At 71.1% G+C, this 12,696-nt stretch carries 12 protein-coding genes and 1 riboswitch; of the genes, 6 read left to right on the top strand and 6 right to left on the bottom strand.

The window, feature by feature from the left end; genetic code table 11:
• The first annotated feature begins 46 nt into the window (after window positions 1-46).
• Window positions 47-604 (top strand): ribosome recycling factor, encoded by a 558-nt coding sequence (frr, locus tag ACGFYN_RS17930; protein ID WP_393866760.1) that lies wholly within the window; start codon window positions 47-49, stop codon window positions 602-604.
• A complete protein-coding gene (locus ACGFYN_RS17935) occupies window positions 604-1,740 on the top strand; it encodes a phosphatidate cytidylyltransferase (protein ID WP_393866761.1) in 1,137 nt (378 codons plus the stop codon). The genes frr and ACGFYN_RS17935 overlap by 1 nt, the downstream gene beginning before the upstream one ends.
• 89 nt (window positions 1,741-1,829) lie before the next feature.
• On the opposite strand, the gene ACGFYN_RS17940 is transcribed toward ACGFYN_RS17935, so the two are convergent.
• Complete coding sequence (locus ACGFYN_RS17940) at window positions 1,830-2,687, bottom strand: hypothetical protein (protein WP_393866762.1); 858 nt, start codon at window positions 2,685-2,687, stop codon at window positions 1,830-1,832.
• A 220-nt stretch (window positions 2,688-2,907) separates the two neighbouring features.
• Between ACGFYN_RS17940 and rlmN the strand changes: the two genes are divergently transcribed.
• From rlmN to ACGFYN_RS17960, 4 genes are all read left to right on the top strand, one after another.
• Window positions 2,908-4,014: a 23S rRNA (adenine(2503)-C(2))-methyltransferase RlmN gene (rlmN, locus tag ACGFYN_RS17945; RefSeq protein ID WP_393866763.1), complete on the top strand. Its 1,107-nt coding sequence runs from the start codon at window positions 2,908-2,910 to the stop codon at window positions 4,012-4,014.
• 35 nt (window positions 4,015-4,049) lie between these two features.
• Window positions 4,050-4,157: riboswitch (TPP riboswitch) on the top strand.
• An 87-nt stretch (window positions 4,158-4,244) separates the two neighbouring features.
• Entirely contained in the window at window positions 4,245-5,321 is a 1,077-nt protein-coding gene (locus tag ACGFYN_RS17950; protein ID WP_393866764.1) for a thiamine ABC transporter substrate binding subunit, read from the top strand.
• Between the two features lie 44 nt (window positions 5,322-5,365).
• Window positions 5,366-6,967: an ABC transporter permease gene (locus tag ACGFYN_RS17955; protein WP_393866765.1), complete on the top strand. Its 1,602-nt coding sequence runs from the start codon at window positions 5,366-5,368 to the stop codon at window positions 6,965-6,967.
• Window positions 6,968-7,987: an ABC transporter ATP-binding protein gene (locus ACGFYN_RS17960; protein WP_393866766.1), complete on the top strand. Its 1,020-nt coding sequence runs from the start codon at window positions 6,968-6,970 to the stop codon at window positions 7,985-7,987.
• Window positions 7,988-8,090: 103 nt separating this feature from the next.
• Here ACGFYN_RS17960 and ACGFYN_RS17965 read toward each other — a convergent pair whose 3' ends face one another.
• The 5 genes from ACGFYN_RS17965 to ACGFYN_RS17985 form a co-directional block, all read right to left on the bottom strand.
• On the bottom strand, window positions 8,091-8,750 hold the full coding sequence (locus ACGFYN_RS17965; protein WP_393866767.1) for an LAETG motif-containing sortase-dependent surface protein: 660 nt from the start codon (window positions 8,748-8,750) through the stop codon (window positions 8,091-8,093).
• A gap of 196 nt (window positions 8,751-8,946) precedes the next feature.
• Entirely contained in the window at window positions 8,947-10,068 is a 1,122-nt protein-coding gene (locus tag ACGFYN_RS17970) for an LOG family protein (RefSeq protein WP_393866768.1), read from the bottom strand.
• Between the two features lie 37 nt (window positions 10,069-10,105).
• On the bottom strand, window positions 10,106-10,513 hold the full coding sequence (locus ACGFYN_RS17975) for a VOC family protein (RefSeq protein WP_393866769.1): 408 nt from the start codon (window positions 10,511-10,513) through the stop codon (window positions 10,106-10,108).
• Window positions 10,514-10,608: 95 nt separating this feature from the next.
• Window positions 10,609-11,955, bottom strand: coding sequence for a hypothetical protein (locus tag ACGFYN_RS17980; protein WP_393866770.1), 1,347 nt, complete (start codon window positions 11,953-11,955; stop codon window positions 10,609-10,611).
• A complete protein-coding gene (locus tag ACGFYN_RS17985; protein ID WP_393866771.1) occupies window positions 11,937-12,677 on the bottom strand; it encodes an ABC transporter ATP-binding protein in 741 nt (246 codons plus the stop codon). Before ACGFYN_RS17985 ends, ACGFYN_RS17980 begins: the two co-directional genes overlap by 19 nt.
• Window positions 12,678-12,696 lie beyond the last annotated feature (19 nt).

A 12,696-nucleotide genomic window follows, 5' to 3' on the forward strand; every position in this document is an offset into this window, starting at 1 on the left:
CAAGGAACCGCAGCCGGGCCTTACTCAAGACACGCAGGAGCAAGTGGTGATCGAAGAGACCCTCCTCGAGGCCGAGGAGAAGATGGAGAAGGCCGTCGTGGTCGCCAAGGAGGACTTCGCCGCGATCCGCACCGGTCGTGCGCACCCGGCGATGTTCAACAAGATCGTGGCCGACTACTACGGCGCGCCGACGCCGATCAACCAGCTGGCTTCGTTCTCCGTGCCGGAGCCGCGCATGGCGGTCGTCACCCCGTTCGACAAGTCGGCCCTGCGCAACATCGAGCAGGCCATCCGCGACTCCGACCTCGGCGTCAACCCGAGCAACGACGGCAACATCATCCGTGTGGTGTTCCCGGAGCTGACCGAGGAGCGCCGCCGCGACTACATCAAGGTCGCCAAGGGCAAGGCCGAGGACGCGCGCGTGTCCATCCGCTCCGTCCGCCGCAAGGCCAAGGACGCGATCGACAAGATGATCAAGGACGGCGACACCGGCGAGGACGAGGGCCGCCGCGCGGAGAAGGAACTCGACGACACCACGCACAAGTACGTGGCGCAGGTCGACGAGCTCCTGAAGCACAAGGAAGCGGAGCTGCTCGAGGTCTGATGAACGACTCTTCCTGGGGAGCGCCGCCGCACACCGGTTCACCGGCCGGGTACTGGGGGCCGTCCGACCAGGGGCCTGTCCAGGGGGCTGCCCCGGCGGGTCCCGCGTACGATGCGCCTGAGGCGCAGCAGACTCGCCCCATGCCCATCGTGCCCGAGGGACCCGCGTACGGCGGTGACCAGGATGACGACCGGGGGGCCGCCCGGCTGAGCGGCCCCTTGTTCCGCGACGAGACGCCGCAGGCGCCGCCCTACGGGGTGGTGCAGCAGAATCCGGAGCCCATGCCCGACGCCCCGCAGCCGGCGCCCCCGCCGCAGAAGAAGAGCGCGGGGCGCGACCTGGGCGCGGCCATAGGCGTCGGCGTCGGACTCGGCGTGGTGATCATCGCGTCGCTGTTCGTCGTCAAGGCCGTCTTCGTCGGGGTCGTCGCCGTCGCCGTCGTGGTGGGCCTGTGGGAGCTGACCAGCCGGCTCGAGGAGCGCAAGGGCATCAAGGCGCCGCTGGTCCCGCTGGCGCTCGGCGGCGCCGCGATGGTGGTCGCCGGGTACGTCCGGGGCGCCGAGGGCGCCTGGGTCGCGATGGCGCTCACGGCACTGGCCGTACTCGTCTGGCGCATGACGGAGCCGCCCGAGGGCTACCTCAAGGACGTCACGGCGGGCGTCTTCGCGGCGTTCTACGTGCCTTTCCTGGCCACGTTCGTGGCGCTCATGCTGGCCGCCGAGGACGGACCCTGGCGGGTGCTGACCTTCCTGCTGCTGACGGTGGTCAGCGACACGGGCGCGTACGCCGTCGGCTGGCGCTTCGGCAAGCACAAGCTGGCCCCGCGCATCAGCCCCGGCAAGACCCGCGAGGGGCTGCTCGGCGCGGTCAGCTTCGCGATGGTGGCGGGCGCGCTGTGCATGCAGTTCCTGATCGACGACGGCGCCTGGTGGCAGGGCCTGCTCCTGGGCCTCGCGGTCGCCGCCAGCGCCACGCTGGGCGACCTCGGCGAGTCGATGATCAAGCGGGACCTGGGCATCAAGGACATGGGCACGCTGCTGCCCGGCCACGGCGGCATCATGGACCGCCTGGACTCGCTGCTGCCGACGGCACCCGTGGTCTGGCTGCTGCTGGTCCTCTTCGTCGGATCCGGCTGACGGTACGGGACGTCCCACCCGGTCGACGGCGTTGCGCCGTCGGCCTGGTGGGACGACTTCGTTGCAGGGCCGCCCCGCCCTTCCGGCGGTCAGCGGGCGTCCTCGGGCTCATGGTGGGAGGGCTGTTTGCGTACCGTGCGCCAACGCGACCGTGTCTGCTCGACGATGCTGTCCCACTGGCGGCTGACCTCGTCCTGGGACGGGCGCCGGCCCTGACGGATCCGGATGAGTTCGTCCCGTACCTCCCGCCCCAGTGCCGCTGACGCCACGAGAACGACCATGGCGCCGAAGAGGGTCGAGGCCATCCCGAAGACCGCACCGGCGGCGCCGTAGCGCGAGGCGTAGGAATTGAACAGACGCGGGAGATACACCGTCGCGACCACCGAATAGGCCGCGGTCAGGACGGCTGCGGAGATCCCGAAGGGGAGCAGGACCGGCCAGGCGAGCCGCCTCGCGGAGAGGATCCAGCCGCTCCAGGTGAGGAAGGCGGCGGACACCGGTACCTCGCACACCGCGGCCAGCAGTCCCAGGCGCCCGCCGCCCAGCGTGACGTAGATCCAGCCGATCACCGCCGAATAGAAACTGAGCGTGCAGATCCACCACAGGCCGTTGCGTGTGTTGCGCACGCTGAGCGGCTTCAGCTCCCAGGTCTGCTCGAACAGGCGCTGCATGGCCCGGGAGAAGCTCAGCACCGAGATCGCCAGGAACGCCATCCCGAAGACGCCGACGCCGGCGCTCGCGGACTCTGCGGAGAACACCGTTCTGACGGCCTCGGCGCCGCCGCGGGTGAGGCCGTAGCGGTTGATGATCCGGTCGGCGGCCTCCTCGCCGAAGAGCGCGCCACCCAGCACCGCGAGCGGGAGCAACGCGGTCAGCGCACCGGAGGCCAAGGCCATCGAGCGGTCGAAGCCCGCGATCTTCTGGAACCGGTTGATCACCCGCAGCACGAAGTCAGGACGCAGCCAGAATGTCAGCGTTCTGATGAGGCGCTCACGGTTGATTCCCGGCGTCCTGTCCTCCGCTGATTCGAGGTGATTTGTGGTGGACGGAGCATAAGGGACGCCCACCCGCGGAGCGAGGGACGACACAGGAATGGTGCGGGAGAGGCCTTCCGGCACGCCCACCGTCACCAGGTCACACGAGTTGATCTGCGACACTGGAAGGGTTATGCCTGCACCCGGAGAACTTACTTTCGTCGCCCCCCGCGGAGCCAAGAAGCCACCGCGGCACCTTGCCGATCTCACGCCTGCCGAGCGCAAGGAGGCGGTGGCCGAGGTCGGGGAGAAGCCGTTTCGTGCCAAGCAGCTCTCGCAGCACTACTTCGCGCGGTACGCGCACGACCCGGCGGAGTGGACCGACATCCCCGCCGGCTCGCGCGGCAGGCTGCAGGAGGCGCTGCTGCCGGACCTGATGTCGGTCGTACGGCATCTGTCGACCGACCAGGGCACCACCCGCAAGACGCTGTGGCGGCTGTTCGACGGGACGCTCGTCGAGTCCGTGCTGATGCGGTACCCGGACCGGGTCACCATGTGCATCAGCTCGCAGGCCGGCTGCGGGATGAACTGTCCCTTCTGCGCCACCGGGCAGGCGGGGCTGGACCGGAATCTGTCCGCCGCGGAGATCGTCCATCAGATCGTGGACGGGATGCGGGCGCTCCGGGACGGGGAGGTGCCCGGCGGACCCGCCCGGCTCTCCAACATCGTCTTCATGGGGATGGGCGAGCCCCTCGCCAACTACAAGCGCGTCATCACGGCCATCCGTGCGCTCACCGACCCCGCCCCCGACGGGCTCGGGCTCTCGCAGCGAGGCATCACCGTCTCGACCGTGGGGCTCGTGCCGGCCATCCACCGCTTCGCCGACGAGGGCCTGAAGTGCCGGCTCGCGATCTCGCTGCACGCCCCGGACGACGAGCTGCGCGACACCCTCGTCCCCGTGAACACGCGGTGGAAGGTGCGCGAGGTCCTCGACGCCGGGTTCGAGTACGTCGAGAGGAGCGGGCGCCGGCTCAGCATCGAGTACGCGCTCATCCGCGACATCAACGACCAGGCCTGGCGCGGCGACCGGCTCGGGCGGCTGCTCAGGGGCAAGCCCGTGCACGTCAACCTGATCCCGCTCAACCCGACGCCCGGGTCGAAGTGGACCGCCTCCCGGCCCGAGGACGAGAAGGCCTTCGTGGAGGCCATCGCCGCACACGGTGTACCGGTGACTGTCCGGGACACCCGTGGGCAGGAGATCGACGGGGCCTGCGGTCAGCTCGCGGCCACCGAGCGGTAACCTGAGCCGGTACGAACACCCGTACATACATCTGCATATTCCGACAGGGGAGCGCCACAGCGCTGAGAGTGCGGCAACCGGGCCGCAGACCCTCTGAACCTTGCCCAGGTCATTCTGGGTAGGAAGTTCGGTGATCACTCAAGCTGTTGCGCCCTGCCCGGGAGCCGTCGGCCATGTCCGCCGGTCCCGGGCGGGGCCGCGTCTCTTCCTGGTCAGCCAGGAGGAATTCGGTGAACAACAGGAAGCTCGCGGCCCTGGTCGTCGGGCTGGGACTCGTCACGCTGTCCGCGTGCGGATCCTCGTCCGGCAGCGACGGGTCCGGCGACTCCAAGTCCGTCACTCTCGTCAGCCACGACTCGTGGGCCGTCTCGAAGAGCGTCCTCGCCGACTTCGAGAAGCAGTCCGGCTACAAGGTCCACGTCCTCAAGGACGGCGACGCCGGTCAGGCCGTCAACAAGGCCATCCTCACCAAGGACAACCCGCAGGGCGACGTCTTCTTCGGTGTCGACAACACCCTCCTGTCGCGGGCGCTCGGCAACGGCCTCTTCCAGTCGTACGAGGCCAAGGGCTCCGACACGATCCTGCCGGAGTACCGGGTCGACCAGGCCAAGCACCGGGTCACGCCCATCGACTCCGGCGACATCTGCGTCAACTACGACAAGGCGTACTTCAGCAAGCACGAGCTGACGCCGCCGCAGTCGTTCGACGACCTGGTCAAGCCCGAGTACAAGAACCTCCTCGTCACCGAGAACGCCGCCACCTCCTCGCCCGGCCTCGGCTTCCTGCTCGGCACGGCCGCCAAGTACGGCGACGCCGGCTGGCAGGGCTACTGGAAGAAGCTCAAGGCCAACGGTGTGAAGGTCGTCGACGGCTGGGAGCAGGCCTACAACCAGGAGTTCTCCGGCTCCGCAGGCGGCAAGAAGGCCAAGGGCGACCGGCCGCTCGTCGTCTCCTACGCCTCCTCGCCGCCCGCCGAGGTCATCTACGCCGACCCGAAGCCGAAGACGGCGCCGACCGGGACGTCGTACGGCACCTGCTTCCGGCAGATCGAGTACGCGGGACTGCTCAGCAACGCCAAGAACACCAAGGGCGGCAAGGCGCTCCTCGACTTCCTGGTCACCAAGGAGTTCCAGGACGACATGCCGCTGAACATGTTCGTCTACCCGGTGCGGGAGGCCGCTCAGGTTCCGCCCGAGTTCCAGAAGTTCGGGCAGCCGGCCAAGGACCCGGAGAAGATGGCGCCCGGCGAGATCGCCGAGAACCGTGACCAGTGGGTCAAGTCGTGGACGTCACTCGTACTGAAGTAGCCGTCCGCGGCCGTCGCGCGGGGAGCGCGGCGCGGCTCGGCCTCATGGCCGTGCCCGTCGCGTTCTTCGCGCTGTTCTTCGCCTGGCCCGTGGCCGCGATCGTGGCACGCGGGCTCAAGGTGGACGGGGCCTGGCAGTTCGGCCGGATCGCGGACGTCGTCACGCAGTCCGACATCCGGCACGTCCTGTGGTTCACCACCTGGCAGGCGCTCGCCTCCACCGCGCTCACGCTGCTCATCGCGCTCCCCGGCGCATACGTCTTCGCGCGCTTCGACTTTCCCGGCAAACAGGTGCTGCGGGCCGTCGTCACCGTGCCGTTCGTGCTGCCGACGGTCGTCGTCGGCACCGCGTTCCTGGCGCTGGTCGGACGCGGCGGGCTCCTGGACGAGCTGTGGGGCGTACGGCTGGACACCACCGTGTGGGCCATCCTGCTCGCGCACGTCTTCTTCAACTACGCCGTCGTCGTACGGACGGTGGGCGGTCTGTGGGGCCAGCTGGACCCTCGGCAGGAGGAGGCCGCGCGGATGCTGGGCGCCTCGCCGCTGAAGGCATGGCGCAAGGTGACGCTGCCCGCGCTCGCGCCCGCCGTCGCCGCGGCCGCGCTCATGGTCTTCCTCTTCACCTTCACCTCATTCGGCGTGGTGCAGATCCTGGGCGGGCCGACGTTCTCCACCCTCGAGGTGGAGATCTACCGGCAGACGTCCGAGATCTTCGACCTCTCCACGGCCGCGGTGCTCACCATCGTCCAGTTCGCGGCGGTGGGCGCGATCCTCGCGGTGCACGCCTGGACCGTACGGCGGCGGGAGACGGCCCTGCGGCTGGTCGACGCGTCCGTGACCGCGCGGCGGCCGCGCGGGGCGCGGGAGTGGGGGCTGCTCGCAGGGGTGCTCGCCACGGTCGCCGTGCTGCTCGTGCTGCCGCTGGCCGTGCTGGTGCAACGGTCGTTGGACGCCCCGGACTTCGGCTACTACCGGTCGCTGACCCACGAGGACGGCGGCACCTTCCTCGTCCCGCCGATCGAGTCGATCGGCAACTCCCTCCAGTACGCGGCCGCCGCCACCGCCATCGCCGTGCTGATCGGCGCTCTCGCCGCCGCGGCCCTCGCCCGCCGGGACGCGGGCCGGCTGGTGCGCGGCTTCGACGCGCTGCTGATGCTGCCGCTGGGCGTGTCCGCGGTGACGGTCGGCTTCGGCTTCCTGATCGCCCTCGACCAGCCCCCGCTCGACCTGCGCTCCTCCTGGATCCTGGTGCCGCTCGCGCAGGCGCTGGTGGGCGTCCCCTTCGTCGTACGGACCATGCTGCCGGTGCTGAGGGCCGTGGACGCGCGTCTGCGGGAGGCGGCGGCCGTGCTCGGCGCGTCGCCGTGGCGGGTGTGGCGGGAGGTCGATCTGCCCCTGGTGCGGCGGGCGTTGCTGGTGGCGGCCGGGTTCGCGTTCGCCGTGTCACTGGGGGAGTTCGGGGCGACCGTGTTCATCGCGCGCCCCGGGAACCCGACGCTGCCGGTCGCCGTGGCACGGCTGCTCGGCCGCCCGGGAGACCTCAACTACGGCCAGGCGATGGCCCTTTCGACGATTCTGATGGTGGTGTGCGCGGTGGCGCTGCTGGTCCTGGAGCGACTTCGTACCGACCGGACCGGGGAGTTCTAGATGCTGCTGAGCCTTCAGGACGCGACGGTCCGCTTCGGCGGCCGGGCCGTGCTCGACGCCGTCCGCCTCGATGTCGCCGAGCACGAGATCGTGTGCGTGCTCGGGCCCAGCGGCAGCGGCAAGTCGACGCTGCTGCGGACGGTGGCGGGGCTGCAACCCCTCGACGGCGGGCGGGTGTCGCTCGACGGCCGCGACCAGAGGGGCGTTCCCGCGCACAAGCGGGGAGTGGGCCTGATGTTCCAGGACCACCAGCTCTTCCCGCAGCGGGACGTGGGCGGGAACGTCGCCTTCGGCCCGCGGATGCATGGGGCGTCCCGCCCGCAACAGGACGATCGGGTACGGGAGTTGCTGGACCTCGTCGGCCTCCCGGGCGCCGCCCGCCGGGCTGTCGCGTCGCTGTCGGGCGGTGAGCAGCAGCGGGTGGCGCTGGCGCGGGCGCTCGCGCCCCGGCCCCGGCTGCTGATGCTGGACGAGCCGCTGGGGCAGCTCGACCGCTCGCTGCGGGAACGGCTGGTCGTCGAACTCAGGGAACTCTTCGGGCGGTTGGGCACCACGGTCCTCGCGGTGACGCACGACCAGGGCGAGGCGTTCGCGCTCGCCGACCGGGTCGTGGTGATGCGGGACGGGCGGATCGCCCAGTCCGGTACGCCGCTGGAGGTCTGGCAGCGGCCCGCGGACGAGTTCGTGGCCCGGTTCCTGGGCTTCGACAACGTGGTCGAGGGCGCGGTGGCCGGTCAGGCCGCGGACACCCCGTGGGGCAAGCTGCCGGTGCCCGAGGACGCCCCCCAGGGCCCGCGCACGCTGCTCGTGCGCCCCGCGGGCGTCCGCCTCGTCGCCGCCGACCAGGGCCTGCGCTGCACGGTCGCCGCACGCACCTTCAAGGGCACCCACGTCGCCGTGCGGCTCCAGCCGGAGGAGGCGCCGCGGCTGGAGGCGGCGTGCGCGCTGCGGGCGGCGCCGGAGGTCGGGGACGTGGTCGGCGTGGAGTTCGACGCGGCCGAAGTCGTCGTACTCGCTTGACCGTTGAGGTCACCGTCCGCCGAGGTCACTTTCCGTGTGAGACGACCGTGGCCCGTCCCCCGGGGATACGGGGACGGGCCACAGCGACACTGCGGGTCAGGCGTCAGCTCTTGCTGCTCGCGCCACGACGACGCATGCCGAAGAAGACGGCGCCGCCGCCGACCACGACCAGCGCGCCCGCGATACCGGCGATCATGCCGGTGTTGGAGTTCGCACCGGTCTCGGCCAGGTTCGAGTCACCGGCCGCCGGGGACGGCGCGTTGCTCGAGGTGCCGGCCGGAGCGGAGCTGCTCTCCGAGGCGGACGGGGTCGGGGACTCCTCGGCCGGAGGCGTGGTGGACTCCGACGGCGACGGGGTCGCCGGCGGGGTCGACTCGTCCTTCGAGCAACCCTCGGACGGGGTCGTCAGGTTCGGCGTGATGTCCTTGTCGACGATCGGGCGATCCTGGTTCTTCCCGGCCGTGACGTGGACGCGGTACTCGGCGTTCGGCTTCCAGTCCTCGTTGAAGGTGACAACGACGCCTTCACGGGTGCCCGTGACGTCCTGCTCACCGACCTTCTGGACGTCAGCGCCGTTGTTCTCGAGGAACACGGTGATGGTGGCCGGGGTACCGGAGCCATCCTTGTCGGTGACGACGATGCTGCCCTTGCCGCCGTCGCACTTGGCTTCGGCGGAGAACTCGCTGATGTTGCAGGCAAGCGCGCTGCCCGCGGCGCTCAGAGCAAGCGCGGAGGAGGCGGCGGCAACGCCAAGGATCTGCACGGAACGACGTGCGGTACGACGGGATATGGACACGTTTGCCCTTCACGGGGTGCGCAACGGCGGGGGGCTGACAGGGGGACGTGAAGCAGCTGTGGAGGCGAAGCCTCACATTCCCCAGGAGAACCACAGGTCTATAAGCGTTCCATAAGAAGTGTCAATGCATAGGCGGGGCCCGGCCGTTGGCTTTACCTTCTTATTAACCACGGAGACGTTTCAACGCCTCCGGAGCCTCCTCGATACGGTCAACGAGTGCGATACGGGACTCCATCGACCGTTCCCGGGCGAGTGCCTGCAAGAGGGGCCACGTGGGCAGTCGCTCCGTCCAGTGCTCCCGGTCGACGAGCACCATGGGCGTCGGTTCGCCGCGTGACTCGTAGTAGTTGGGCGTCGCGTTGTCGAAGATCTCCTGTACGGTCCCGGCGGCGCCCGGCAGGAAGACCACGCCCGCGTTGGAGCGGGCCAGCAGGCCGTCCTCGCGGGTGGCGTTGGCGAAGTACTTGGCGATGTGCGAGGCGAAGGCGTTCGGCGGCTCGTGGCCGTAGAACCAGGTCGGGATGCCCACGGAGTGGTTGCCCTTCGGCCAGCGGGTCCGCACCTCGAAGGCGACCTGCGCCCACTCGGTGATGGACGGCGTGAAGGAGGGCGCCTTGGAGAGGAGCCGGCATGCCTCGTCGAGCATCGCGTCGTCGTACGACGCCGTGTACGCGCCCAGGTTCGCCGCCTCCATCGCGCCCGGGCCGCCGCCGGTCGCCACGGTGAGCCCCGCGCGGCTCAGCTCCCGGCCGAGGCGCGCGGCACCGGCGTAGGCCTCGGTCCCGCGCTTCATCGCGTGGCCGCCCATGACGCCCACCACCCGGGCGCCGCGCAGAAGTTCGTCGAGGGCGTCGGAGATCGAGTCGTCGTGGACGGCGCGCAGCATCGAGGCGTATATGTCGCCGTCCGCCTTGGTCCGCCGGAACCAGTCGTAGGCGAGCGCGTCCGGTGTCCGCTCGTAGCCCTGATCGAGCGAGGCGAACAGGTCGCTCGGCGTGTAGAGGTGACCGCGGTAGGGGTCGAAGGGCAGATGCGGGACGGGCGGGAAGACCAGTGCGCCGTCGCCGCGGATCTTCGCCGCCGCGTCCTCGCGCATCGCGCAGCCGAGGAAGACGGCCCGTGCGGTGTCGGTGGTGAGCAACTCCCGCGTACGGTCCGTCAGATCGACGGCCTGTACGCGGTATCCGGCGAGAGTGCCGCGCGCCGAGACGGTCGCGTCGAAGTCCTCGAGCGTCTCGATCTCGCGTTCGTCGTGGTGGGCCGCATGGGCCGGGCTCGTCTGCACGGGCCCATGCTAGGCACGGCGCTCTCCCGCGAAGGGCTCAGCCCTGGACCGCCGCCGGGTCCATCCACATGACCTCCCAGGAGTGGCCGTCGAGGTCGTCGAAGGAGCGGCCGTACATGTAGCCGTGGTCCTGGACGTCGGCGTTGGCGGTGCCGCCGGCCGCGACCGCCTTGTCCACCAGCTCGTCGACCTTCTCGCGGCTCTCCGCGCTCAGGCAGATCAGCACCTCGCTGCTCTTCGTGGAGTCCGCGATCTCCTTCTTCGTGAAGTCGGAGTAGCGCTGCTTGCTGAGCAGCATCGCGATGATGGTGTCGCTGATCACGACGCAGGTGCAGTCGTCGGTGCTGAACTGCGGGTTGATCGTGTAGCCGAGCTCCGTGAAGAACTTCCTCGACGCGTCGACGTCGTTGGTGGCCAGGTTCACGAAGATCATCTGCTGGTACATGCGAGTCTCTCCCATCGGGCGGGTGCCGTTCGCGGGGGTAGACCGGGGGTGCGTGCGGAACTCATCGCCTCTTGGGGATTTTGTTCCAGGAATGTTCAGCGGGCCAGCGGAAGCGCCGCCAGCTCGGCCACGACCAGCGTCAGCGGGCCGAACACGGCGAGCAGCGCACCGGCCCGGAGGGCGGCGGCGCTGCGCAGCATCGCCGCCGGCGCCCCGAGCCGCAGCAGCGCGGCCGTGGTGTCGGACCGGGCCTGCCTGGCCTCAACGGCGGCGGTGAGCAGCGTGGCCACGGCGCAGCCGGCCACGAGCAGCGTGCCGAGGGTGGTGAGCGGGCCGAAGCCGGGCTGGTCCGCGTCGAACAGCGCCGTCATGGCGACCACCCCGGAGGCGACCGCGCAGACGACGCCGAGCGGGCGGCCGATGCGGGTGGCCTCCTCCATCAGCACACGGCCGGCGAGCAGCCTGAGGGCGCCCGGACGGGCCGACTGCAGCAGGCGGCCGCACAGATGGGTCAGGCCGGGGCCGGCGAGAGCCAGGCCGAGGGCGGTGAGCGCCCAGCCGATGAGGATGCCGGGCGCGCCGGTGGCGAGGCCGCCGGGCAGAGCGAGCCGGGAGTCGTCCGTCGCGCGCCCGGCGTAGGCCTCGACGGCCAGACCGGCGGCCAGGACCGCGACACCCCAGGGCAGTCCGGCGGGCGCGTTGCGCGGGGCCGGGGGCCGGTCGGGGTCCGGGTCGGGGTCGAGTGCGGGGGCTGCCGTGGGCTCGGCGGGCGCGGACATGATCGCCGACGGCAGCACGACATCGGCGGACCGGTGCCCCGTGCTGCGGAAGCGTGCGCCGAAGCGGCCGTACGCCCCGAAGGTCTCCTGCGCCACCGACCTGCCGTACGCGCCGAAGCGGCCGTAGCCCCGCGGCGGCGCGCTCGGCCGTGGGTCGCGCGGGCGCAGGACAAGCGCCACGGTCGTCGAGGCGATCGCCGGGAGCAGCGCCAGCAGGGTCAGCGCCGCCGGGAGGGGCAACGACTGGTCCGCGGCGAGGAACTCGGCGGCGGTCCCGCCGACGGGCCCGCTCGTGAAGTCGCCGCGCAGCTGGAGGAAGACCAGCAGGGCGAGCAGCGAGCCCAGCGTGCAGGACAGGGCCGTGGTGGCCGCCGAGATGGTCATCAGGCGGCCCGGGCCCAGGCCGATGGCCGAGAGGCCGGGACGGGGCTTCGTGGCCGGGTCGGTGCGGGCCACCGCCATCGCGAGGTGGACGGTGGCGGCCAGCGGGGTCAGGCACCAGGCGAGCCGCAGCGCCGAGGAGGCGGGGGTCTCGGCATGGCTCATCGCGTAGCCGAGGACGCACAGCAGGAGGAAGCCCGTCCCGGCCGACGCCAGCGCCACCAGGGCACGGCGCAGGTGTACGGCCGGGTGGGCGCCGCGGGTCAGACGGAGAGCGAGCACGCGGCCCGGCCTTCCGTCTCGGTGACCGGGGGCAGGTGGACCGTGTTCACGCGGCGGCCGTCGAGCAGCGAGACCGTGGTGTCGGCGAGGGCCGCGGTCTCCGCGTCGTGGGTGGCGAGGACGACCGTGATGCCGTGGGAGCGGGCCGCCGTGGTGAGCGTGCGCAGCACATGGGCGCGGTCGGCGCGGTGCAGCGGCGCGGTCGGCTCGTCGGCGAACAGGACGGTGGGGGCCGGCGCGAGGGCCCGGGCGATCGACACGCGCTGCCGCTCGGCCTGTTTCATCGCGTGCGGGCGCAGCCGGGCCTTGTCGCCGACGTCGAGGCGCTCCAGCCACTCCAGGGCGGCCGTCTTGGCCCGCCGGCGGCTGGTGCCGCGCAGCATCAGCGGGAGGGCGGCGTTCTCCCAGGCGTTGAGTTCGGGTACGAGCACCGGAGCCGGGTCGATCCAGCCGAAGCGGTCGCGGCGCAGCCGCTCACGGGTCATCGGGCCCATGGTGTGCACCGGCACGCTGTTGAACCAGACCTCGCCGCGCCGGACCGGCACCAGGCCGGAAAGACAGCGCAGCAGGGTCGTCTTGCCGCTGCCCCGGGGGCCGCTGACGGCGACGATCTCGCCCTCCCGGACGCCGAGCGAGACACCGCTGAGCCCCGGCGAGCCGTCGCTGTGCTGGAAGTGCAGGGCTCGTGCCCAGAGCACGTCGTTGTCCGGCGGGGCCTCCATGGGCGTACACCTCGTTCAG

The organism is Streptomyces sp. NPDC048419 (assembly GCF_043200415.1).
Lineage (GTDB): Bacteria > Actinomycetota > Actinomycetes > Streptomycetales > Streptomycetaceae > Streptomyces.

Excerpts from the sequence above, each read along its gene's own strand:
- ACGFYN_RS17935 (WP_393866761.1), top strand. The coding sequence starts at position 604 with ATGAACGACTCTTCCTGGGGAGCGCCGCCGCACACCGGTTCACCGGCC.
- rlmN (WP_393866763.1), top strand. The coding sequence starts at position 2,908 with ATGCCTGCACCCGGAGAACTTACTTTCGTCGCCCCCCGCGGAGCCAAG.
- ACGFYN_RS17955 (WP_393866765.1), top strand. The coding sequence starts at position 5,366 with ATGGCCGTGCCCGTCGCGTTCTTCGCGCTGTTCTTCGCCTGGCCCGTG.
- ACGFYN_RS17960 (WP_393866766.1), top strand. The coding sequence starts at position 6,968 with ATGCTGCTGAGCCTTCAGGACGCGACGGTCCGCTTCGGCGGCCGGGCC.
- ACGFYN_RS17975 (WP_393866769.1), bottom strand. The coding sequence starts at position 10,513 with ATGTACCAGCAGATGATCTTCGTGAACCTGGCCACCAACGACGTCGAC.
- ACGFYN_RS17985 (WP_393866771.1), bottom strand. The coding sequence starts at position 12,677 with ATGGAGGCCCCGCCGGACAACGACGTGCTCTGGGCACGAGCCCTGCAC.